19 protein-coding genes are annotated in these 22,908 nt (G+C 71.0%); 11 read left to right on the top strand and 8 right to left on the bottom strand.

What is annotated here, in order from left to right; genetic code table 11:
* Positions 1-49: 49 nt before the first annotated feature.
* Positions 50-1,483, bottom strand: coding sequence for an MFS transporter (locus ACIRPU_RS20510; protein ID WP_403869096.1), 1,434 nt, complete (start codon positions 1,481-1,483; stop codon positions 50-52).
* Positions 1,484-1,870: 387 nt separating this feature from the next.
* Here ACIRPU_RS20510 and ACIRPU_RS20505 point away from each other — a divergent pair, with 387 nt between their 5' ends.
* The 5 genes from ACIRPU_RS20505 to ACIRPU_RS20485 all read left to right on the top strand — a co-directional run bounded on the left by ACIRPU_RS20505 (position 1,871) and on the right by ACIRPU_RS20485 (position 9,569).
* Complete coding sequence (locus ACIRPU_RS20505; RefSeq protein ID WP_403869094.1) at positions 1,871-2,833, top strand: DUF3027 domain-containing protein; 963 nt, start codon at positions 1,871-1,873, stop codon at positions 2,831-2,833.
* Positions 2,834-3,309: 476 nt separating this feature from the next.
* Positions 3,310-6,501: a sacsin N-terminal ATP-binding-like domain-containing protein gene (locus ACIRPU_RS20500; protein WP_403869091.1), complete on the top strand. Its 3,192-nt coding sequence runs from the start codon at positions 3,310-3,312 to the stop codon at positions 6,499-6,501.
* A gap of 165 nt (positions 6,502-6,666) precedes the next feature.
* A complete protein-coding gene (locus tag ACIRPU_RS20495) occupies positions 6,667-7,434 on the top strand; it encodes a calcium-binding protein (RefSeq protein ID WP_403869088.1) in 768 nt (255 codons plus the stop codon).
* A gap of 178 nt (positions 7,435-7,612) precedes the next feature.
* Positions 7,613-8,539 carry a hypothetical protein gene (locus tag ACIRPU_RS20490; protein ID WP_403869085.1) on the top strand — a complete coding sequence of 309 codons (927 nt, stop codon included), beginning with the start codon at positions 7,613-7,615 and terminating at the stop codon, positions 8,537-8,539.
* A gap of 217 nt (positions 8,540-8,756) precedes the next feature.
* Complete coding sequence (locus ACIRPU_RS20485) at positions 8,757-9,569, top strand: hypothetical protein (protein WP_403869082.1); 813 nt, start codon at positions 8,757-8,759, stop codon at positions 9,567-9,569.
* Between the two features lie 16 nt (positions 9,570-9,585).
* Here the strand turns inward: ACIRPU_RS20485 and ACIRPU_RS20480 are convergent, their stop codons facing one another.
* Both ACIRPU_RS20480 and ACIRPU_RS20475 read right to left on the bottom strand, forming a co-directional pair.
* Positions 9,586-11,952 carry an HAD-IC family P-type ATPase gene (locus tag ACIRPU_RS20480; protein ID WP_403869079.1) on the bottom strand — a complete coding sequence of 789 codons (2,367 nt, stop codon included), beginning with the start codon at positions 11,950-11,952 and terminating at the stop codon, positions 9,586-9,588.
* Positions 11,953-12,095: 143 nt separating this feature from the next.
* Positions 12,096-12,377, bottom strand: coding sequence for a DUF2530 domain-containing protein (locus ACIRPU_RS20475; RefSeq protein WP_403869076.1), 282 nt, complete (start codon positions 12,375-12,377; stop codon positions 12,096-12,098).
* 118 nt (positions 12,378-12,495) lie between these two features.
* Between ACIRPU_RS20475 and ACIRPU_RS20470 the strand changes: the two genes are divergently transcribed.
* The gene (locus ACIRPU_RS20470) at positions 12,496-13,947 is read left to right on the top strand and encodes an NCS2 family permease (RefSeq protein WP_403869074.1); all 1,452 of its coding nucleotides are present in this window, start codon (positions 12,496-12,498) and stop codon (positions 13,945-13,947) included.
* Between the two features lie 57 nt (positions 13,948-14,004).
* On the opposite strand, the gene ACIRPU_RS20465 is transcribed toward ACIRPU_RS20470, so the two are convergent.
* Positions 14,005-14,187, bottom strand: a complete 183-nt coding sequence (locus tag ACIRPU_RS20465; protein ID WP_020130247.1) for a CopG family antitoxin — start codon at positions 14,185-14,187, stop codon at positions 14,005-14,007.
* Positions 14,188-14,339: 152 nt separating this feature from the next.
* Between ACIRPU_RS20465 and ACIRPU_RS20460 the strand changes: the two genes are divergently transcribed.
* Both ACIRPU_RS20460 and ACIRPU_RS20455 read left to right on the top strand, forming a co-directional pair.
* Complete coding sequence (locus ACIRPU_RS20460; protein WP_057600790.1) at positions 14,340-14,777, top strand: MarR family winged helix-turn-helix transcriptional regulator; 438 nt, start codon at positions 14,340-14,342, stop codon at positions 14,775-14,777.
* 31 nt (positions 14,778-14,808) lie between these two features.
* Positions 14,809-16,173 (top strand): MFS transporter, encoded by a 1,365-nt coding sequence (locus tag ACIRPU_RS20455; protein ID WP_355706850.1) that lies wholly within the window; start codon positions 14,809-14,811, stop codon positions 16,171-16,173.
* Positions 16,174-16,254: 81 nt separating this feature from the next.
* Here ACIRPU_RS20455 and ACIRPU_RS20450 read toward each other — a convergent pair whose 3' ends face one another.
* Positions 16,255-16,842: a GNAT family N-acetyltransferase gene (locus tag ACIRPU_RS20450; protein WP_403869070.1), complete on the bottom strand. Its 588-nt coding sequence runs from the start codon at positions 16,840-16,842 to the stop codon at positions 16,255-16,257.
* A gap of 51 nt (positions 16,843-16,893) precedes the next feature.
* Between ACIRPU_RS20450 and thpR the strand changes: the two genes are divergently transcribed.
* Positions 16,894-17,466: an RNA 2',3'-cyclic phosphodiesterase gene (gene thpR / locus ACIRPU_RS20445; protein WP_403869067.1), complete on the top strand. Its 573-nt coding sequence runs from the start codon at positions 16,894-16,896 to the stop codon at positions 17,464-17,466.
* Positions 17,467-17,655: 189 nt separating this feature from the next.
* On the opposite strand, the gene ACIRPU_RS20440 is transcribed toward thpR, so the two are convergent.
* The 3 genes from ACIRPU_RS20440 to ACIRPU_RS20430 form a co-directional block, all read right to left on the bottom strand.
* Positions 17,656-18,645: an aldo/keto reductase gene (locus ACIRPU_RS20440; RefSeq protein WP_403869064.1), complete on the bottom strand. Its 990-nt coding sequence runs from the start codon at positions 18,643-18,645 to the stop codon at positions 17,656-17,658.
* Between the two features lie 60 nt (positions 18,646-18,705).
* Positions 18,706-19,293, bottom strand: a complete 588-nt coding sequence (locus ACIRPU_RS20435; RefSeq protein WP_403869061.1) for a Uma2 family endonuclease — start codon at positions 19,291-19,293, stop codon at positions 18,706-18,708.
* A 119-nt stretch (positions 19,294-19,412) separates the two neighbouring features.
* On the bottom strand, positions 19,413-20,087 hold the full coding sequence (locus tag ACIRPU_RS20430) for an SGNH/GDSL hydrolase family protein (protein ID WP_403869059.1): 675 nt from the start codon (positions 20,085-20,087) through the stop codon (positions 19,413-19,415).
* 100 nt (positions 20,088-20,187) lie between these two features.
* On the opposite strand from ACIRPU_RS20430, the gene ACIRPU_RS20425 reads away from it, so the two are divergent.
* Together ACIRPU_RS20425 and ACIRPU_RS20420 are read left to right on the top strand one after the other, a co-directional pair.
* A complete protein-coding gene (locus tag ACIRPU_RS20425) occupies positions 20,188-21,195 on the top strand; it encodes a WD40 repeat domain-containing protein (protein ID WP_403869056.1) in 1,008 nt (335 codons plus the stop codon).
* Between the two features lie 133 nt (positions 21,196-21,328).
* Positions 21,329-22,867, top strand: a complete 1,539-nt coding sequence (locus tag ACIRPU_RS20420; RefSeq protein WP_403869054.1) for a cellulase family glycosylhydrolase — start codon at positions 21,329-21,331, stop codon at positions 22,865-22,867.
* Positions 22,868-22,908 lie beyond the last annotated feature (41 nt).

Genomic DNA, 22,908 nt, shown 5'->3' with positions numbered 1-22,908 from the left:
CCGTCTCTTTACGTGGGGGGCGGCGTTGGCCGTGTGTCGGGCCACGCGGTTACGCCACGCGGGGTTTCGCACCGCTCCCGTGCCGCACCGAGGACAGCAGACCGCGGACCGTGGTCAGCCAGCCCAGCGCGAGCACCCCGGCGGCCACCGACAGGCCCAGCGCGCCGTTCAGCGGCATCACGATGCCGACCGCGCCGCCGAACACCCAGCACACCTGGAGCAGCGTCTCCGAGCGGGCGAACGCCGAGGTGCGCACCAGCTCGGGCACGTCCCGCTGGATCAGCGCGTCCAGCGACAGCTTGGCCAGGGCCTGCGAGAACCCGGCCACCGCCGCCATGCACGCCACCAGGAACGCCCCGAAGAACACCGCGGCGGTGATGGCCGCGCCCAGCACGACGGCGACGACGGTCACGATGATCAGCTCCGGGGCCTTGGAGCGCAGCCACGCCCCCACCGCCGTACCGAGCGCGTTGCCCACGCCCGCCGACACCGCCACCATGCCCAGCGACACGGCCGCGCTCTGCCCGGTCAGCGGGTGCTCGCGCAGCAGGAACGCCAGGAAGAAGGTCAGGAACCCGGACAGCCAGCGCAGGGCCGCGTTGGCGCCGAGGGCGTGGGTGACGGCGATGCCGACGGTCCGCAGGCCCGGCCGCTTCACCGGCTGCCGGTGCGGGCCGTGCAGGTGCTGTTCGTCGGCGGCGAGCAGCGCGACGGCCTCGCCCTTGGCGGAGTCGACCTTGCGGGGCAGCGAGAAGGACAGGAACGTACCGGCCACGAAGATCACGAAGGCGCCGTAGAGCGGGTAGCGCGGCCCGAGGGCCTGGAGCCCCGCCCCGACGGGCGCGGCGATCCCGGTGGCGAGGAGACCGCCCAGGGTGACCCGTGAGTTGGCCTTGACCAGGGAGAACCCGGGTGGCAGCAGCCGGGGCACCACGGCGCTTCTGACCACCCCGTACGCCTTGGAGGAGACGAGCACGCCCAGCGCGGCCGGATACAACTCGATGCTGCCGGTGGCGACGGCGCCGGACAGCACGAGCGCGAGGAGCGCCCTGGCGAGCATGGACCCGGCCATGGCGGCGCGCCGCCCGTGCGGGAGCCGGTCGAGCAGGGGGCCGATCACGGGGGCGAGGACGGTGAAGGGGGCCATGGTGATGGCGAGGTACAGCGCGACGCGACCGCGGGCCTCGTCCGTGGGCACCGAGAAGAACACGGTGGAGGCGAGCGCGATGGTGATCATGACATCGCCGGCGCCGTTCACGCCGTGCAGCTCGATCAGCTTGCCGAGGCCGGACTCGCCGGCGCCGTGCGCGTGGGTGGCCTTCCGGATGCCGCGGGCGGTTCCGGTGAAGGGGAAGTGCAGGGCACGGCCGACCGCGCGGACGGACCCGCTCATCCGGCCCGAACCGCTCACCCGGCTCCTCCCCTTGTTCCCCTTCGTCGCACCGATCCCGGTGGCGCCCTGGGGTGTCCTCGCGGCTGCCACCCCGTCATAGTGCCCCGGAAAAGCGGTACGTAGTGCGGTTACCGCGCGTATGGGCGTGTGATCGTCGCCGCGACGGGCCGGTCCGGAGGGGATTCGACGGCGGTTCGTCGGCTTCTGTGAGCGGGAAACGTCCCGTCGGTGTAGGCCGAGCGTCCGCGAGCAGGTAGCGTGCGTAGCGCGCCGTGGCGATTGTTCTCGGCCGCGCGCCTCCCGGCCATCCCGCAGAATGGATGACAGCAGGTGCGCCCGAGCGCGATCGGGCGCGGACGTCGACGCGGCACTCCCCCAGTGCTTGAAGAGCCTGGGAGGTAACCCCAGCCGCTCCGTCCGCACCCGCCGCCTTCAGGCCGGCGCACCGAGAGACGGCGTAGGAGAGAAGCGATACCTGTGAGCGCAGCGACCACGCGAAGCCGCACCCCCGACCGCCTGTGCGCCGAGGCCGTCGACCTCGCACGCGCCGCAGCCGAGGAGGCAGCCGCCCCCGGCGTGGTGGGCGAGCATGCGGGGCTGGTCTCCGAGGGCGACCGGGTGGTCACCCACTACTTCGAGTGCAAGGAGCTGGGCTACCGCGGCTGGCGCTGGGCGGCGACGGTGGCACGGGCCTCGCGCGCCAAGACCGTCACGCTCGACGAGGTGGTGCTGCTGCCCGGCCCGGACGCGGTCCTGGCCCCCGAATGGGTTCCGTGGAGCGACCGGCTGCGCCCCGGCGACATGGGCCCCGGCGACCTCCTGCCCACGGACGCGGAGGACCTGCGTCTGGAGCCCGGCTACACCGGCGAGGACGATCCGCGTCTCCAGCCGGGCTACTTCGACTCGGACGAGCCGACGCCGAACTCGCCCCTCTCCGAGGAGATGGCCGAGCTGGTGGAGGCGGAGGACGCGGAGGTGACGCCGGCCCCGCCCGCGGCCCTCCCGGCCGCTCCGCGCCGGGGCACCATCGCCGCCGTCGCCGAGGAACTCGGCCTGCGTCGCGCCCGGGTCCTGTCCCGCTACGGTCTGCACACCGCGGCGGACCGCTGGGAGGACGGCTTCGGCCCCAAGACCCCCATGGCCCAGGCGGCCCCCGCGTCCTGTGTGAGCTGCGGTTTCCTCACTCCCATCGGCGGCTCCCTCGGTCAGGCCTTCGGCGTCTGCGCCAACGAGTTCTCCCCGGCCGACGGCCGGGTGGTCTCCCTGGCGTACGGCTGCGGCGGCCACTCGGAGGCGGCGGTCATGCCGACGCCCCCGCGGCCGGCGCCACCGGTGATCGACGAGACCCGGGTCGACCCGTTCCCGCTCCGCCCGGCACCGGACTCGGGTTCCGTGCCGGACACGACGGACGAGGACACGGCGGAACTGGGCCACTCCTAGGTCCCGCCCGCAGGCCCCGCCCGTAGGTCCCGCCCAAGTGGGGGACCGGCCCCTGGTCCCCGGTGTCACCGGCTCCTCGGGCCTCCCGCGGCCCGGCCGCCGGCTGGCACTGGCCCCTGGAGCGCCCTGACACAGGCTCCGGGGCCTGGTGGGCCGCCCTGGTGTCATCTGACTCCCGCCGGGGTCCCTCGGTCCTCCGGGGCCGCTCCCCCTGAGCCTCCCGGGGCTGCTCCCAGGGGTCTCCCTGAGCCTCCCGGGGCCGCTCCCAGGGCCCCGGGACCGACCGGGGGGACCTCACGATGTCCCCGGAGGGGCCGCGCGGGGCCCGGCTCCGCCCTGCTCGCCGGTCGGGGTTCGTAGTCGTTGTGTGATTGTGATGTGAGGGGTGGCCGGGGTCCGGGCACGGCTTCGCGGGGCGTTCTGCCGTCACTCCGTCGCGCGGTACCTTCGAGCCCACGCCGATGAGGAGAGTGAACGTGAGCAAGTTCGTGCGGCCGGCACCCGAGGGCGCGGACCCCTTCGGCACGGCCCGCCTGCGTCGCGGAGTACTGGACGCCTGGGCCACGAGCCCCGCCCGATTCCGGGAGGACGCCAACGCCGAGGAGGACCTCGTCCTCGGCGGGTACCGGGACCGGCTCGTCGTCGAGCTCGCGCAGAACGCCGCCGACGCCGCCGCCAGGGCCGGCGTTCCGGGACGGCTGCGGCTCACCCTCCGGGACGGCGTCCTCGTCGCCGCCAACACCGGCGCACCCCTGGACGCCACCGGGGTGGAGTCCCTCGCCACCCTCCGCGCCTCCGCCAAGCGCGAGGCCCGGCAGTCGGCCGTGGCCGTCGGGCGGTTCGGTGTCGGCTTCGCCGCCGTCCTCGCCGTCACCGACGAGCCCGCCGTGGTCGGGCGGCACGGCGGTGTCCGCTGGGACCTGGCCGAGGCCCGCGAACTCGCCTCCGACACCGCCCGGCACAGTCCGGGGCTCGGCGACGAGATCCGGCGGCGGGACGGCCATGTGCCCCTGCTCCGGCTCCCCTTCGCCGCCCAGGGCACCGCCCCCGACCCGTACGACACGGCCGTCATCCTGCCGCTGCGGGACACCGCCGCCGCCGACCTCGCCGAACGCCTCCTCGCCGGCGTCGACGAGGCCCTCCTCCTCGCCCTCCCGGGCCTGGAAGAGGTCGTGATCGAGATCGGCGACGACGCGCCCCGCGTCCTGCGCCGGGACACCGACGCCGACGACGACACCCTCACGGTCGTGGCGGACACGCGGGACGGGACCACCCGCTGGCGCGTCGTCGCGGCGCACGGCCCCCTCACGCCCGACCTCCTCGTCGACCGCCCGGTGGAGGAGCGGCTGCGCCCCCACTGGTCGGTCACCTGGGCCGTACCGGTCGACGACGACGGTTCGCCCGCCCGGCCCCGCACCACCCCCGTTCTGCACGCCCCCACCCCCAGCGACGAGCCCCTCGGCGTCCCCGCCCTGCTCATCGCCTCCTTCCCGCTCGACACCACCCGCCGGCACGTCGCCCCCGGCCCGCTCACCGACCACCTGGTGCAGCGCGCGGCGGACGCGTACGTCGAACTCCTCGCCGGCTGGCGGCCGGTGGGCGCCGGGATCATCGACCTGGTGCCCGGGCCGCTGGGCAAGGGGGAGCTCGACGGGGCGCTGCGCCAGGCGATCCTGGAGCGGCTGCCGCGGACCGCGTTCCTGCCGCCCGCCGTCCGGCCCGTCCCCGAGGACGAGGACAAGGGCGACGACGCGGTCGCGTTCCCGGAAGCCCTCCGTCCGCGGGACGCCGAGGTCGTCGAGGGCGCCGGCGCCGACACCGTGCGGGTGCTGGCGGAGGTGCTGCCCACCCTGCTGCCCGCCGGGCTGGAGCGGCGCGTCGAGCTGCGCACGCTCGGCGTCGCCCGGATCCCGCTCGCCGACGCCGTGGACCGGCTGGCCGGCCTGGAGAAGGACCCGGAGTGGTGGTACCGGCTCTACGACACCCTCGCCGGCGTCGACCCGGACCGGCTCTCCGGGCTGCCGGTGCCGCTGGCCGGGGGCGCCTCCCAGGGTTTCGGCGCCGGGGGAGTGCGGACCGCCATCGGTCCCCGCCAGGTGCTGCTGCCCACGGCGGACGCGGCCGGCCCCGACCCGGAGGTGCTCGCCCGCCTCGGCCTCAAGGTCGCCCACCAGGACGCCGCGCATCCCCTCCTGGAGAAGCTCGGCGCCCTGCCCGCCACCCCCCGCGCCGTCCTGACCACCCCGCAGGTGCGGGCCGCCGTCGCCGCGTCCCTGGACGACGACGGCGGCGCCTGGGACGACCAGGACACCCCGGACGCCGAGGAGCTCGCCGACACCGTGCTCGCGTTGGTCCGCGACGCGGGCCTGGAGCCGGGCGACGAACCCTGGCTCGGCGCCCTCGCGCTGCCCGACGAGGAGGGAGAGCTCGTCCCCGCCGGTGAACTGGTGCTGCCGGGCAGTCCGTTCGCCGCCGTCATCCGGGAGGACGAACTCGCCCACGTCGACGCCGAACTGGCGGACCGGTGGGGCGAGCAGCCCCTCGCCGCCTGTGGCGTCCTCGCGAACTTCGCGCTCGTCCGGGCCACCGACGTAGTCCTCGACCCGGACGAACTGGAGCCCCGCGAGGGGGACTTCGCCGAGCCCGACGACGCAGGCCTGCTGGACGCCGTCGACGTGTGGTGCGAGGACATCCTCGACCGGTTCCCCGACAGCCCGGTGCCCCCGGTCGCCACCGAGCTGGTCGCCGTCCGCGACCTCGACCTCGTCGACGACGACCGCTGGCCGCAGGCCCTCGCGCTGCTCGCCCAGCCGCCCCTGCGGGACGCCCTCACCCAGCCCGTCCGGATCCTGCTGCCCGACGGCACCCACGAGGCCGTCAGGCCGTACACCGCCTGGTGGCTGCGCGGGAACCCGGTGCTCGACGGCCGCCGTCCGGCCGGTCTGCTGGCGGCCGGCGGGGATCCGCTCCTGCACGGGCTGTACGAGGAGGCCGACGCCACCGGCTTCGACGACGAGCAGGTGCTGCGCGCCCTCGGCGTGCGGACCTCCGTGGCCGCGCTCCTCGACGAGCCCGGCGGCGCGGCCGAACTCCTGGACCGCCTCGCCGACCCGGAACGCCCCGTCACGGCCGCTCAACTGCACGGGCTCTACGGCGCGTTGGCCGAGCTGGATCCCGAACGGGTGACCCTCCCGGACGAGCTGCGGGCGGTCGTCGACGGACAGGTCGAGGTCGTGGACGCGGCCGACGCCGTCGTCGTCGACTCGCCCGATCTGCTGCCCTTCACCGAGGGTGTGCCGCTGCTTCCGGTACGGCCGTCCCGGGCCGCCGGACTGGCCGAGCTGTTCCAGGTGCGGCGGCTCAGCGAGTCCGTGACCGGGCGGATCGACTCCGAGGGCGTCGAGCACGACGTACCGGAGTCGGTGCGTGTGCTGCTCGGGCCGCGCACGCCCGACACGTACGTCGAACACGAGGAACTCGTCGTCGACGGCGTGGAGATCGACTGGCGGCTGACCGACGACGGCGTGCTGCACGCCGCGACCCTGGAGGGCGTCGCCGCCGGACTCGCCTGGGCGGCGAGGCAGTGGCCGCGCCGCTTCGAGGTCGCCGCCCTGCTGGAGGACCCGTCACGGACCGCGGAACTGGCCCGCGACCGCTGGTTCGACTGACCACGGCACGGCACGGCACGGCACGGCACGGTCCGGATCGAGCGCCCTCGCGGGCTTCCGCGGGGGCGCTCACATCTTCCGCGCAATTTCTCCATCGAACGTGCAACCGTCGGACTGGGGTACGAGTCTCTTCCCGTGAAAGCGATTTCAACGGGGGGAAAACCTATGCGCATCCGCGCCACCGCCGCCGTCTCCTTCGGCGCTCTGGCCCTCGCCGGTCTGGCCGTTCCGGCCGCACAGGCCGCGCCCAGCGACGGCGGTGTCGGCGACACCCGGATCACCAAGGTCGTCGTCGACGGTGACAACAAGGTGCCCGTCTCCACCAACGCGGCGAAGACCATCTCCATCAGCGTGACCGCCACGGACGACTCCGGCATCAAGAGCGCCGAGCACTTCACGCTGACGGGCCCCGACTACGGCTTCGAGATGACCGGCACGCCGACCTGCAAGAAGGTCAACGCCACCACCTCCACGTGCACCGCCTCCGTGAAGGTGGACCCGAGGACCGACTACTTCAGCAACAAGAACGCCGGCACCTGGTACGTCGACGCGTGGATCGACGCGGCCGACGGCGACTTCGTGTGGAAGGAGAAGGCCGGTTCCTTCCACTTCCAGCGCGTCTCCAAGCTGACGGTCAACGCGACGCCGGAGCCCGTGAAGAAGGGCAAGACGATCACCGTGACGGGCTCCCTCACCCGTGCCAACTGGGAGACGCTCAAGTTCGGCGGCTACGGCGCCCAGTCGGTGCAGCTCCAGTACAAGAAGAAGGGCTCCACCAAGTGGAGCACCCTGAAGACCGTCAGGACGACCTCCACCGGCGGTCTGAAGACCACCGTGAAGGCGACGGCGGACGGCAACTACCGCTACGCCTTCGTGGGCAACACGACCACGGCGGCGGTCACGGCCGCGAGCGACTTCGTCGACGTCAAGTAGGCACGCCCGCACCACGGAACGGCCGCACTACGGAACGGCCGATCGTCCGGGAAGTCGTTTCACGTACAACCATTTCCCGGTTTCAGGAATCTGATCAGACGAGCCGACAGGCTCGTCGACCACTTGGGCTCGCTGGTGGCACCCGCCCGGAGAGCCCCTTGATCCCCTTGGGACATTCATGCGCATACGAGCCACCGTGGCCGCCGTCACCGGCGCCCTGGCCCTGTCCGCCTTCGCCGTACCGGCCGCGCAGGCCACCGGCAGCGACACGCACAACCCCGTCGACACCCTGAAGGCCCTTCACGCGGCCACCTCCGGCAAGAACGCCTTCACCGGCGCCACCGCCGACACCGGCACCCCGTACGCGCTGGACGCCAAGTTCGGCAACGTCAAGATCAACAGCGGCAAGCCGATCGTCGCGGGCACCAGCGCCAAGGTCACGGTCCCGGTCACCTTCACGGTCACGCACGGCGCGGACGTCGACGTCACCGCCGACGACACCGAGCTGGACCTGGTCATCTACCGCGGTTCGTACAGCAGCCCGGCCAACATCCTGGTCGGCGACGACTGGCCGGCCTGCACCAACACCTCGGCCACGGTCGCCAGTTGCAAGGGCACCCTCGACATCTACCCGGATGAGGAGCTGCTCAACGCCGACGCCACCACGTGGAAGGCGCTCGGCTACGTCATCGACTGGAACGACGTCGACCCGTACACCACCGACGACATCGACTGGACCAAGGTCGGTTACGCCGAGGGCGACGCCCTGGCCACCACCAAGCTCCAGCGGCTGTCCAGGCTGACGGTCAACGCCGCGCCGGAGCCGGTGAAGAAGGGCAAGACCATCACCGTCACGGGCAGCCTGACCCGTGCCAACTGGGACAGCGGCAAGTACACCGGCTACTCCGGCGTCTACGCCCAGCTCCAGTTCCGCAAGAAGAACTCCACCACCTACACCACGGTGAAGTCGGTCAAGACCACCTCGACCGGCGCGCTGAAGACCACCGTCAAGGCGGGCGTGGACGGCTACTACCGCTACAGCTTCGTCGGCACCACGACCGCCCCGGCGGTCAAGGCCGCGGGTGACTTCATCGACGTCAAGTAAGACGCCGAGACAAAGCACCGAGCAAAACAAAAGCACCAAGACAAAGCACCGAGACAAGACGCCGTAGCAAGAGCGGCCGGCTCCGGAACTCCGGGGCCGGCCGTTCGCCGCTCTTCCCCGGTTCTTACCTCGCGCCGTACAACCGGCGCCATCCGTCATGGATCTCATCCGATGAGTCAACAGACTCCGAGATCTCTCCTCCATCTGGGGAACGCACATGCGCATACGCGCCCTCGTGGTCGCCTCCTCCGGCGCCCTCGCTCTCTCCGCCCTCGCCGTCCCGGCCGCCCAGGCCGCTCCGACGGCGGCGCCGAACGTCACCTTCTCCGCCATGAAGGTCAACGCGGGCAAGGCCGTCGTGGTCGGCCCCTCGGCCAAGGTCACCGTCACCGCCACGTACACCGTGACGAAGCCCGCGAGCCTCAGCGCGAGCTCCTTCGACAGCGGTCCGATGCTCTACCGGGGTGCCTCGCTCGGCGCGAACTCCCAGATCATCGCCGGTGACGAGCCGGGCACCTGCAAGACCGTCTCCACGACGGTCCTCAGCTGCACCGCCAAGATCCAGTTCCGTCCCACCGTCTCCAGCGCGTACGACGACCTGGCCAACAGCCAGGCCGGCACCTGGAAGGTGGGCGCTCTCGCCCTCCCGCACGACGCCGCCGCCGAGACCGACCTGAAGTGGCAGAGCAACCTGGGCGCGGTCAACGTGCAGCGCCAGGCGCAGCTGACGGCCGACGCCACGCCCGAGCCGGTGAAGAAGGGCAAGACCCTCACCATCACGGGCAAGCTGACCCGCGCCAACTGGGACACCAACAAGCTCGGCGGCTACGCGGCCCAGCCGGTGAAGCTCCAGTTCAAGAAGAAGGGCAGCACCACCTACACCACGGTCAAGACCGTGAAGACCAGCTCGACCGGCGCCCTGAAGACCACGGTCAAGGCCGCCGCCGACGGCTACTACCGCTACAGCTTCGCCGGCACCACGACGACCCCGGCGGTCAGCGCGGCGGGCGACTTCGTCGACGTCAAGTGACAAGCCAGCTAGTTAGCTAGGCAGGGAAACGGCGGTCGACCCATTTCCAGGAGATCTCCAGGGCGACCGCCGCCACCGCCGCCACCCCCACCGCGATCCACGGCATGGTCATCCCGACCAGCTTCAGGGCGAAGAAGTCCTGAAGCCACGGGACCACCAGCACCAGCACGAACGCTGCGCCCATCGAGGCCACCAGCAGCACCCGCCACCAGGTGTAGGGGCGGGCGATGATCGCCAGCACCCACATCGAGATCAGGAACAGCGTGAGGGTCGCCGCACTGGTCTCGGCCTCCAAGGAGCCCGCACCGGTGTAGTGGTGACGGGCGACCAGGTAGGTGGCGAAGGTCGCGATCCCGGCCAGCACCCCGCCGGGGATCGAGTACCGCATCACGCGTCGTACGAAGTGCGGCCGGGCCCGTTCGGTGTTGGGGGCGAGGGCGAGGAAGAAGGCCGGGATGCCGATCGTGAGGGTGGACAGCAGCGTCAGGTGCCGGGGCAGGAAGGGGTATTCGACCTGCCAGCAGACCACCAGCAGGGCCAGCAGCACCGAGTAGACCGTCTTCACCAGGAACAGGGTCGCGACGCGCGTGATGTTGCCGATGACCCGCCGGCCCTCCGCCACCACCGACGGCAGGGTCGCGAAGCTGTTGTTCAGCAGCACGATCTGCGCGACTGCCCGGGTGGCCTCGGAGCCCGAGCCCATCGCGACGCCGATGTCGGCGTCCTTCAGCGCGAGGACGTCGTTGACTCCGTCCCCGGTCATCGCGACCGTGTGCCCGCGCGACTGGAGCGCGCCGACGATGTCCCGCTTCTGCTGCGGGGTGACCCGGCCGAACACCGTTCCCTCGTCCAGGGCCCGGCCCATGCCCTCCGGCTCGGCGGGCAGCCGGCGCGCGTCGACCGTACGGCCGTCCAGCCCGAGCTTCGCGGCCACCGCCCCCACCGACACCGCGTTGTCGCCGGAGATGATTTTGGCGCGGACGTCCTGCTCGGCGAAGTAGCGCAGGGTGTCGGCGGCGTCCGGCCGCAGCCGCTGTTCGAGTACGACGAGTGCGGCGGGCTTGGCGCCGCGTGCGGGTTCGGGGTCGTCGAGGTCGCGGGCGGCGCGGGCCAGCAGCAGCACCCGCAGGCCCTGCTCGTTGAGCCGCTCGGTCTCGGCGAGGGCGGGATCGTCGTCGGGCAGCAGCACGTCGGGTGCCCCCAGCAGCCAGGTGCCGTTCTCCCCGTTGCCCTCGCTGAGACTGGCGCCGCTGTACTTGCGGGCGGAGGAGAAGGGCAGGGACTCGGTGCAGCGCCAGTCCTCGGCGTCCGGGTAGGCGTCGATGATCGCCTGGAGCGAGGCGTTCGGCCTCGGGTCGGACTCGCCGAGGGCCCCGAGCACCCGGCGTACGTACGCCTCGTCGTAGCCGTCGAGGGTGTTCAGCCCGGTGACGTCCATGCCGCCCTCGGTGAGCGTGCCGGTCTTGTCCAGGCAGACGGTGTCGACGCGGGCGAGGCCCTCGATGGCCGGCAGCTCCTGCACCAGGCACTGTTTTCGGCCGAGTCGGATGACGCCGATCGCGAAGGCGACCGAGGTGAGCAGGACGAGCCCCTCGGGGACCATCGGGACGATGCCTCCGACGGTGCGGGCGATGGACTCCTTGAGGTCGTTGTTCTTGACGAAGAGCTGTGTGACGACCAGGCCGATCGCGGCCGGGACCATCATCCAGGTCACGTACTTGAGGATCGTGGAGATGCCGGAGCGCAGCTCGGAGTGGACGAGCGTGAAGCGGGAGGCCTCCTCCGCGAGCTGGGCGGCGTAGGCCTCCCGGCCGACCTTCGTGGCCTGGAAGGCGCCGCCGCCGGCCACCACGAAGCTGCCCGACATGACCTGGTCGCCCGGCCGTTTGACGACGGGGTCGGCCTCGCCGGTGAGCAGTGACTCGTCGATCTCCAGCCCGTCCGCCTCGGCGCACACCCCGTCCACGGCGATTTTGTCCCCGGGGCCGATCTCGATGAGGTCGTCCAGGACGAGTGCGGAGGTGGAGACCTCGACGGCGGTGCCGTCGCGGCGGACGGTGGGCCGGGCCTCGCCGACGACCGCGAGGGAGTCCAGGGTCTGCTTCGCCCGCCACTCCTGGATGATGCCAATGCCGGTGTTGGCGAGGATGACGAAGCCGAACAGGCCGTCCTGGATGGGCGCGACGAACAGCATGACCACCCAGAGGACGCCGATGATCGCGTTGAACCGGGTGAAGACGTTCGCCCGGACGATCTCGCCCACGGAGCGGCTGCTGCGGACGGGTACGTCGTTCACCTGACCGCGCGCGACCCGGTCCGCGACCTCGGCGGCGGTGAGGCCGGTCGCCGTCGGCACGGAGACGGGGGCGTCGGTGTGGGCCATGGGATCGACGGTACGTGTGGATCTGGGGCTTCACCCCCCGGGGACGCCGAAGATCCGACCTCGGGAGGAGGGGCGCGGCGCCGTCCGGTACCTCGGTAGTAGCGCCCTGGGACCTGCCTGGGGGAGAGCCTGGGGGACAGCCCCTAGTCGGTGACCGGGCCCACGGGCTCGGCCGGCTCGCTCGCGGCGTCCCGTTTGATCGCCGCGTCCCGTTTGCGGACGTACCAGATGCCGATGAGGCCGAGTCCGGCGCCCGCGAGGCACGTCCAGATCCACCATGCGTGGCCGTGGTCGTCGTACCAGCCGTAGAAGGGGAGCTGGACGAGGAAGAGGACGAACCAGAGGATCGTGCCGCCGGTGACGGTGGCGACCACGGGGCCCTCCAGGGGTTCCGGCGCCTCGTGTTCAGGGATCCACTTCTTCATGGTGCTCAGCTTACGAGGCAGTCGGGTCTACGCGCGGAGATGGCCGATCCGAACGTTATATGTTCATACTGAAACGGTTTGGTACTGACCACTTCTCTTCGTAGGAAACTCCAAAAAGATGCCCACGTCGGCCCCCGCCAAGGTCCCCGCCCCTGAACAGCCGGGAGCCACGCCCCTCTTCGGCGCCCTCGACCGTTACTTCAGGATCACCGAACGGGGCAGCACCCTGCCCCGCGAGATCCGGGGCGGTTTCGCCACCTTCTTCGCGATGGCGTACATCATCGTGCTGAACCCGATCATCCTCGGCAGCGCGAAGGACATGTACGGGCATCAGCTCGACAACGGCCAGCTGGTCACCGCCACCTGTGTGACGGCCGCCTTCACCACGCTCCTCATGGGTGTGATCGGCAACGTGCCCATCGCGCTGGCCGCCGGCCTCGGCGTGAACTCGGTGGTCGCGCTCCAGCTCGCCCCCCGGATGTCCTGGGCGGACGCCATGGGCATGGTCGTGCTCGCGGGCTTCGTGGTCATGCTCCTGGTCGCCACCGGTCTGCGTGAGCGCGTCATGAACGCGGTGCCCTTCGGCCTGCGCAAGGCGATCAGCATCGGTATCGGCCTGTTCATCATGCTGATCGGGCTCGTCGACTCCGGCTTCGTCAGCCGGATCCCGGACGCCGCCCACACCACCGTCCCGCTCCAGCTCGGCGCCGACGGTCACCTGAACGGCTGGCCGGTCCTCGTCTTCATCCTGGGCGCCCTGCTCACGCTGGCCCTGATCACCCGCAAGGTGCCCGGCGCGATCCTCATCTCGATCGTCGCGATGACCGTTCTCGCGCTGATCATCAACGCGGTGGCGACGATCCCGTCCTGGGGTCTCACCACCCCCGAGTGGCCCGGCAACCCCGTCGCCAGCCCCGACTTCGGGCTCATCGGCGAGTTCAGCCTCTTCGGCGGATTCGGCAAGGTCGGCGTCCTGACCGGCGTCCTCTTCGTCTTCACGGTCCTGCTGTCGTGCTTCTTCGACGCGATGGGCACGATCATGGGCGTCAGCGACGAGGCCAAGCTGACCAACGCCAAGGGCGAGATGCCCGGCATCAACAAGGTCCTCTTCGTCGACGGCCTCGCGGTCGCCGCGGGCGGCGCCAGCTCCTCCTCCGCCACCACCGCCTTCGTGGAGTCCACGGCCGGCGTCGGCGAGGGCGCGCGCACCGGCCTCGCGAACATCGTCACCGGCGGCCTCTTCACCGTCGCGCTGTTCCTCACGCCGATCGCCACGATGGTCCCGTCCCAGGCCGCCACGCCCGCCCTGCTCGCGGTGGGCTTCCTGATCCTGGCCGGCTCGGTCAAGGAGATCGACTGGGCCGACCACACCATCGCCATCCCGGCCTTCATCACCATGGTGATGATGCCGTTCACCTACTCGATCACCAACGGCATCGGCATGGGCTTCATCACCTTCGTGCTGCTGCGTCTGGCGGCCGGGCGTGGCCGGGAGGTCCCGGCGCCGATGTACGTGGTCTTCGCCGTCTTCGCCTTCTACTACCTGATGCCGGCCCTCGGCCTCACCTGACGGCCCTCGGCCCTGACGGCCCCCGGCCTCACCTGATCCCCGCCCGCCCGCGGCGGTTCAGGTGAGGCCGTAGAACTTCTCCGTCTCCTCGACGGCGGTCTGGAACCGCTCGTCGAAGTCATCGCGAATGAGCGTCTGGACGACATAGTCCTGGACGCTCATTCCCCTTTTCGCGGCATGCTGCCGGAGCCGCTCGAGCAGCTCCTCGTCTATCCGCAGGCTGAGCACACTGGTCCCCATGGGACGAGGGTCGCGGGCACGTACCGCAGTCCGGTCACTTTCCGCTGCCTACTCACTCGTTCGAGTGATGGAGAGGTTTCCGTGGCCGGGGTCCTGGGGAATCGCGGCACCCCTCAGCTTGTTTAGCCAGAGTAATGAGTTATCCTAAAGAGATGCCTGACCTCACCCATGGCGACAACGCTGCCGCCGTGAACTCCCTGCGTTCGGCCGTGATGCGGCTGTCCCGTCGACTCAAGCACCAGCGGGTCGACGAGTCGCTGAGCCCCACCGAGATGTCGGTGCTCGGCACCCTCTCCCTCTGCGGCAGTGCCACCCCGGGCGAGCTCGCCCGCAAGGAGCACGTGCAGCCGCCCTCGATGACCCGCATCGTGGCGTTGCTGGAGGCCAAGGGTCTGGTCCGGCTGGAGCCGCACCCCGAGGACCGGCGCCAGAAGGTCGTCACCAAGACCGAGCAGGCCGAGGCCATGCTCGAGGAGAGCCGCGCCAAGCGGAACGCCTTCCTGGCCACCCTGGTCGACGGCCTCGACGAGGACGAGTGGGCGAAACTGCGCGCCGCCGCCCCCGTGCTGGAGAAACTCGCACACCTGTAGACAGCCGTCAGGCCTTGAGGAGGCGACCCTTTTGAGTTCGGGATCCGGAGCAGACTCCGCCCCCGCACCGACCACCCACGAGACCCTTGTCGAGGAGCCCGCCGCGGGCGCCCGCAAGTCATCCATGTTCAGCTCTCTGAAGGTCAGGAACTACCGCCTGTTCTTCATGGGCCAGGTCGTGTCCAACATCGGCACCTGGATGCAGCGCATCGCCCAGGACTGGCTGGTCCTCAGCCTCACCGGCTCCGCGACCGCCGTCGGCGTCACGACGGCCCTCCAGTTCCTGCCGATGCTGCTCTTCGGCCTCTACGGCGGCGTGCTCGTCGACCGGCTGCCCAAGCGCCGGACGCTGCTGTTCACCCAGTCCGCGATGGCCCTCACCGGCATCGCGCTCGCCGTCCTCACGCTCTCCGGCCACGTCCAGGTCTGGCACGTCTACGTCGCCGCCTTCGCCGTGGGCCTCGCGACCGTCCTGGACAACCCGGCCCGCCAGACCTTCGTCTCCGAGATGGTCGGGCCCGACCAGCTCCAGAACGCGGTCAGCCTCAACTCCGCGAACTTCCAGTCGGCGCGGCTGGTCGGCCCGGCGGTGGCCGGCGTGATGATCACCGGCGTCGGGACCGGCTGGGCGTTCCTCCTCAACGGGCTGTCCTTCGTCGCCCCCCTCGCCGGCCTGCTGCTGATGCGCTCGCGCGAGCTGCACGCCGTCCACCGCGCCCCACGCGGCAAGGGCCAGCTGCGCGAGGGGCTCCACTACGTCGCCGGGCGCCCCGAGCTGATCTGGACGATCGTCCTGGTCGGGTTCGTCAGCACCTTCGGCTTCAACTTCCCCGTCTACCTCTCGGCCTTCGCCGACGACGTCTTCCACGCGGGCGCCGGCTCCTACAGCCTGTTCAACACGCTGATGGCGGTGGGCTCCCTGGCGGGCGCCCTGCTCGCGGCCCGGCGCGGCACGGCCCGGATGCGGGTGCTGGTCGCCGGAGCGGTGGCCTTCGGCACCATGGAGATCGTGGCCTCCATGGCCCCCTCCCTGTGGCTGTTCGCCCTGCTCATGGCCCCGATCGGCATGTTCGGCATGACGGTCAACGTCACCGCCAACAGCAGCGTCCAGATGAGCACCGACCCGGCCATGCGCGGCCGGGTGATGGCCCTCTACATGATGGTGTTCATGGGCGGCGCCCCGATCGGCGCGCCGATCGCCGGCTGGATCACCGACGCGTACGGCGTCCGGGCGGGCCTGGCGGCGGGCGGGGTCGTCTCGGCCGCCGCGGCCGCCACCATCGGCCTGGTCCTGGCCCGGATGGGCAACCTGCGTCTGACGGTGGGCTGGAACCGCGGCCACCCGAGCGTGCGGTTCGTGCCCAGGGAGAACCGGGAACTCGCCGCGGTGGCGTGACGCCGACGCCGTACGCCGTCACCCGTCCCGCCGTCGTCCGTCACTGTCAGCCGTCAGCCGTCAGCCGTCAGCCGTCAGCCGTCAGTCGACAGCCGGCGCCCGTAGCCCGTCGCCGTCACCCGTCATTCGGAGGGTGCGGCGGGGGGGCCGCACCCTGCGGGCCAGCACCTGGCCCGGCCAGGCGTGTTCGCCGACGGTGTACGCCTCGGTCGAGGTGAAGCCGTTGGCCTCGTAATAGGCGACGAGCTTGCGGTCGTCGCCCGCGTAGCAGTCCACCCGCAGCAGGGCGACGCCCGCCCGCCGGGTCTCCTCGGCGGCGTGCGCGAGCAGCGCGCTGCCCACGCCGTGGCCCTTGAAGCGGCGGTCGGAGGCGAGCCAGTGGATGTACCGCTCCGGCTCCCCGGGCGGCGACAGATGGGCCAGATACGCGCCGGGCGAGTCGGTGAGGGTCAGGGCGGCGGCCGGCACGCCGTCGGCCTCGGCGATGAACGCCCAGCCCTCGTCGACGTACCGGGCGACCGACTCCACCGTCTTCGGGTTCTCCGACAGGGGACTCGTCCCCCACTGGCCGGGACGCCCCTGCGCGGCCAGCCACGCCACGCTGCTGTCGAGCATGCCGAGTATCACGGGGACGTCGTCGGGCCCGCCGTCTCTGATGGTGATCCGCATGACGCCCATCATGCCGGGCGTGCGGCCCCGCCGGCCGGGAAAATCGGGGGCATGAGACTCTTCGCCGCCGTGCTGCCCCCGGACGACATCGTCGACGAACTCGCCGCGGCGGTCGCCCGGTTGCACACCCTGCCCGGTGCGGAAGGCCTGCGCTGGACGGGCCGCCCCGGCTGGCACTTCACCCTCGCCTTCTACGGAGAGGTCGACGACGACCTCGTACCGGAGCTGACGGCACGGCTGGGCCGGGCCGCGCGTCGCGGCACGCCCTTCGCGCTGGCCGTGCGGGGCGGGGGACAGTTCGGGCACGGGCGGGCGCTGTGGGCCGGAGCGGCCGGGGACGTACCGGAGCTGCGGCTGCTGGCCGACCGGGCGGAGGCGGCGGCCCGGAAGGCCGGCGTGGAGATGGGGGAGCACCGCCGCTACAAGGCCCACCTGACGCTGGCCCGCAGCCGGGACGCGGTGGACGTGCGGCGGTTCGTCGAGGCGCTGGACGTCTTCGAGGGCCGTACCTGGACGGTGGGGGAGCTGGTGCTGGTGCGCAGCAACCTGCCGAAGTCCGGCGTTCCCGGGGAGCAGCCCCGTTACGAGGCGGTCGGGCGCTGGGCGCTCGGCGGGGCCGGTTAGGCTCGACGCGTGGACCCGAAGACCCGGAACCGGATCATGGCCGGTGCGCTAGTGCTGATGTTCGTCGTGGTGGCGATGGCGGCGGCGGTCGGCAGATAGCCGAAGCCACCGAACCTACCGCCGCCGCCGTGCCGTGCCGTGTCGTGCCCGCGGGCGGGCGGACGGGCCCCTGTCAGGGCCCTGCCGCCGCTACCAGGCGAAGGCCTCCGGGGACGGCCCCGGGCCGGGGAAGATGTCGTCCAGGCCGGACAGCAGCTCCTCGCTCAGCTCCAGTTCGACCGCGCGCAGGGCGGAGTCGAGCTGCTCGGCGGTGCGCGGACCGACGATCGGTCCGGTCACGCCGGGGCGGGTGAGCAGCCAGGCCAGGGCGGCCTCGCCGGGCTCGATGCCGTGCTTGTCCAGGAGGTCCTCGTAGGCCTGGATCTGCGCGCGTGAGGTGGGGTCGGCGAGGGTGTCCGCGGCCCGGCCGGAGGACCGGCGCCCGCCCGACACCTCCTTCTTGATCACACCGCCGAGGAGACCTCCTTGGAGCGGCGACCAGGGGATGACCCCGAGCCCGTACTCCTGCGCGGCCGGGATGACCTCCATCTCGGCGCGGCGCTCGGCGAGGTTGTACAGGCACTGCTCGCTGACGAGACCGATGGTGCCGCCACGGCGGGCGGCGATCTCGTTGGCCTGGGCGATCTTGTAGCCGGGGAAGTTGGACGACCCGGCGTAGAGGATCTTGCCCTGCTGCACCAGTACGTCGATGGCCTGCCAGATCTCCTCGAAGGGAGTGCTGCGGTCGACGTGGTGGAACTGGTAGAGGTCGATGTGGTCGGTGCCGAGCCGCTTGAGGCTGGCGTCGACGGCCCGCCGGATGTTCAGCGCGGAGAGCTTGTCGTGGTTCGGCCAGGCGTCGCCGTCGGCCATGTTGCCGTACACCTTGGTGGCGAGGACCACCTGGTCACGGCGTCCGCCACCCTTCGCGAACCAGCTGCCGATGATCTCCTCGGTACGGCCCTTGTTCTCACCCCAGCCGTACACGTTCGCGGTGTCGAAGAAGTTGATGCCCGCGCCGAGCGCCGCGTCCATGATCGCGTGGCTGTCGGTCTCGTCGGTCTGCGGGCCGAAGTTCATGGTGCCGAGGACGAGGCGGCTGACCTTGAGTCCGGTACGTCCGAGCTGCGTGTACTTCATGGAGTACAAGCCAACGACCTGGAGTGCGCTCCATGCAAGGGGGACCGGCCGGGGAACGGGTCAGTCGCGGGGGAACTCGTCGGTCTTGAGGGCGAGGCCGACCACCGTCCCGGTGAGGTCGATGTCGTCGCCGAAGTCGACCTTCGTCCGCGTGACGTAGTCGCCCTCCTTAGGGTGGGTGTAGAGGTAGCACCGGCCCTTGTAGGGATCGGCGATGAGGTACACCGGGACTTCGGCCGTGGCGTAGGCGAGCTTCTTCGGGCCGTAGTCGTTCGCTGCTGTGTCTTTGGAGATGACCTCGGCCACGAACTCGACGTCCTGGTAGCGCCAGCGGCCCTTGCTGTCCTTCACGGAGCGGTCGGCCATGGCGGCCATGTCGCATGCAAAGCCGTTCAGGTGGCCAGGGAAGTCGATGCGCACGTCGGATGCGAGTCGCTTGCGGGGGTATTTGTCCCGCAGCTGCTCGAAAATGGCCGAGATGATCTCCCAGTGGTGCTGCCGTTGCGGTGACATGAAGATGTTTCCCCCGACGATTTCAACTTTCGTTCCCTCGGGGACGGGCATCTTCTCGAGCCACTCGAACATGACGTCCAGAGACAGCTCGTCGCTCTCTTCGGCCATCGTGATCCTGTCCTCAATGACGGTCATCGTGGCGCTCCTCCCCGGCGGCCCCACGGACCGGTGCCGCCGCGCAGTACAACGATACGCACGGTGACCGAGTCACGGCGCGGAGCGCATATGCCAGAAGGTGGGGGCGGACGCGGACCTCAGCCCGCGTACTCCCCGCCCAGTTCCCACCCCTGGTACATCGCCTCCGCGAAGGCCGACGCCAGCTGGTGTTCGCCGTTCGTGTTCGGGTGGGTGCCGTCGTAGGTGTCGGTGTCGATGTCCCAGGTCGGCGGGACCGAGGCCAGCAGGATGGGGGAGTTCGGCTCGTCCAGGTCGGCGGCCGTCTTCGCCAGGAGTTCGTTGAAGCGGGCGACCTGGGCGGCGAAGGGCTCGTCGTTCGCGGCGCGGATGTTGGGGATGACCGGCAGCCACACCATGGCGATCCGCGGGTTCGCGGCGCGGGCCTCGGCGGTGAAGGCGCGCGCGTTCTCCGCGGTCTGCTCGGCGTTCGTGTAGAAGCCCAGATCGATCAGGCCGAGCGAGACCAGCAGGACGTCCGCCCGGGACTTCCGTACGGCCTCGCCGATCAGCGGGGCCATGTGCAGCCAGCCCTCGCCCCAGCCGGCCAGATGACCGCGCGGGAACTCGGGGTCGGCGTAGGCGTACGACACGGGCGAGTCCGTCGCCTTGTCGTAGAGCGTCTCGCGGGGGCCGGACAGGGTGAACGGGCCGCCGTACGTCGCGCACAGGTGCCGCCACATGTGGTAGCGCCATGTGTGGTCGCCCGTGCTGCCGATCGTCATCGAGTCGCCTACGGGCATGAACCTGAGCATCCGCTCATGATGGAGGATCGGCAGAGGATCACCGTCGCCGGGGGCGTGTGAGACGGGCCACGAATCCGTGAACGGGAGGGCGGGATGGCAGGCTTGTGGCATGCGCCGATCTTTCGCCGTCCGAGCCGGAGCCCTTCTCGCCGGAGTCCTCCTCTCGGGTGCCTTCACCGTGCTCGCCGCGTCCACCGCCCACGCGGCCGACGGGGACAAGGGATTCACCATCGAGGATCCGCGCATCACCGAGTCCAGCGGCCTCGCCGCCTCCCGTCAGCACCCGGGCGTCTACTGGACCCACAACGACAGCGACGACGGCCCCTACCTCTACGCCGTCGACAGCGCGACCGGGAAGACGGTCGCCCGCCTCACCCTGACCGGCATCGGCACCCCCCGCGACGTCGAGGCGATCTCCATCGGTCCCGGCAACGAGATCTGGGTCGGCGACATCGGCGACAACCTCGGCGGCACCTGGCAGTACGTGTGGATCTACCGGCTGCCCGAGCCGAAGGAACTCGTCGACCGGACCGTCAAGGCCACGCAGTACGTCGTGAAGTACTCCGACGGCGCCCGCGACGCCGAGTCGCTCCTCGTGCACCCCAAGACCGGGCGGGTCTACGTCATCGACAAGAAGGAGGACGGCGGGCACCTCTACGAGGGGCCGGCGAAGCTCTCCGCCTCCGGGGCGAACATCTTCAAGCCCGTCGCCGCCGTCGACCTCTGGGCCACCGACGCCGCCTTCTCCCCGGACGGCGCCCAGCTCGCCGTCCGCGGCTACTTCGGCGGCATCTCCTACGCCTGGAACGGCGGCAAGATCAAGCGTGAGGGGCGGCTCGACGTGCCGCTGCAACGACAGGGGGAGTCCGTCAGCTACTCCGCCGACGGCACCAAGGTCATGTACGGGAGCGAGGGTTCCGGGAGCTCCGTGGTGGCGGAGGACGCGCCCGAAGGCGCCGCTTCGGGTACCAAGTCGCCGTCCGGGGGCGGAGGTTCGAGTGCCTCGGGGGAGGACGGCGGATCCTCGGCCGGCGTCGGCGTCAAGTTCGGCGCGCTGGCGGTCGCCGCGGTCTGCGTCGCCGTCTTCGGTCTCCGCCGGCTTCTGCGCCGTAACTGAGCGGCTTTGCGCGACGCCACCATTGCCGCTCTTCTTGACGTGGTCATGGTGTGTCAGTTTCCTGGGTGGTGCGCGGTGTGTGGGAGCGCTCCCATATGTTTCGGGCCCGCGCCTCCCGAGAGGAAGCAGCGAGATGTCCCGCAGCTTGCGAAGAATGCTGTGCGGCCTGGCCGCCGCACTTCTGATCCCGCTGGGAGCCGGAGCGCAGACGGCCCACGCGGCAGACACCACCGTGGCGGACGCCGTCGCGGCCGAGGCCGGGGCCGGCTACTGGCACACCAGCGGCCGGCAGATCCTGGACGCCGCCGGACAGCCGGTCCGGATCGCCGGGATCAACTGGTTCGGCTTCGAGACCGGCAACTACGTCGTCCACGGACTCTGGTCCCGTGACTACAAGAGCATGATCGACCAGATGAGGTCGCTGGGCTACAACACGATCCGCATCCCCTACAACGACGACCTCTTCAAGAGCACCACCGTCCCCAACAGCATCGACTTCAGCAGCGGCAAGAACGCCGACCTCCAGGGCCTGAACTCGCTCCAGATCCTGGACCGGCTCGTCTCGTACGCCGGTCAGGACGGTCTGAAGGTCATCCTCGACCGGCACCGGCCGGACGCGGGCGGGCAGTCGGCGCTCTGGTACACGGCCGCGGTCCCCGAGTCGACGTGGATCACCAACCTCAAGGCCCTCGCGACCCGTTACAAGGGCCAGGACACGGTCGTCGGCATCGATCTGCACAACGAGCCCCACGATCCCGCCTGCTGGGGCTGCGGGGACACCGCGACCGACTGGCGGCTGGCCGCGCAGCGCGCCGGCAACGCCGTCCTGTCGGTCAACCCCGCCCTCCTGATCTTCGTCGAGGGCGTGCAGTCCTTCAACGGCGTCTCCGGCTGGTGGGGCGGCAACCTGATGGGCGTCGGCCAGTACCCGGTGCAGCTCGACGTGGCGAACCGGGTCGTGTACTCGGCCCACGACTACGCGACGAGCGTCGCCCAGCAGAGCTGGTTCAGCGACCCGACGTTCCCCGCGAACATGCCGGGGATCTGGGACAAGTACTGGGGCTACATCTTCAAGCAGAACATCGCGCCCGTCTGGGTGGGCGAGTTCGGCACCACCCTCCAGTCGACGGTGGACCAGAAGTGGCTGGCGGCCCTGGTGAGCTACCTCCGGCCGACGTCGACGTACGGCGCCGACTCCTTCCACTGGACCTTCTGGTCCTGGAACCCCAACTCCGGTGACACGGGCGGCATCCTCAAGGACGACTGGCAGACCGTCGACACCGTGAAGGACGGGTACCTGACGAGCGTCAAGGCGCCGGGCTTCCCGGGGACCGGCGGGAGCGGCGGAGGGGGCGGTGGTGGCGGCGGCACGGCCACCTGCGCCGCCGCCTACACCGTCAGCAGCGACTGGGGCGGCGGCTTCAACGCCGAGGTGAAGGTCACCAACACCGGGACCACGGCGATCGGTTCCTGGAAGGTGACCTGGGCCTTCGGCGGCGCGCAGCAGATCACCAGCATGTGGAACGCCTCGTACACCCAGAGCGGGGCCGGCGTGACCGCGGTGAACGTCTCGCACAACGGGGCGGTCCCGGCGGGCGGTTCGGCGAGCTTCGGATTCGGTGGTGCGCCCGGGGGCGGGGGTGTGCCGAGCGTGACCTGCACGGCAGCCTGACCGGTGCACGACGAGGGCGCCCGACGCGACGTCGCGCCGGG

Origin of the sequence: Streptomyces sp. NPDC102259 (assembly GCF_044766465.1) — a bacterium.
Taxonomy (GTDB): domain Bacteria; phylum Actinomycetota; class Actinomycetes; order Streptomycetales; family Streptomycetaceae; genus Streptomyces.
This window is presented reverse-complemented; position numbering and strand designations above follow the sequence as displayed.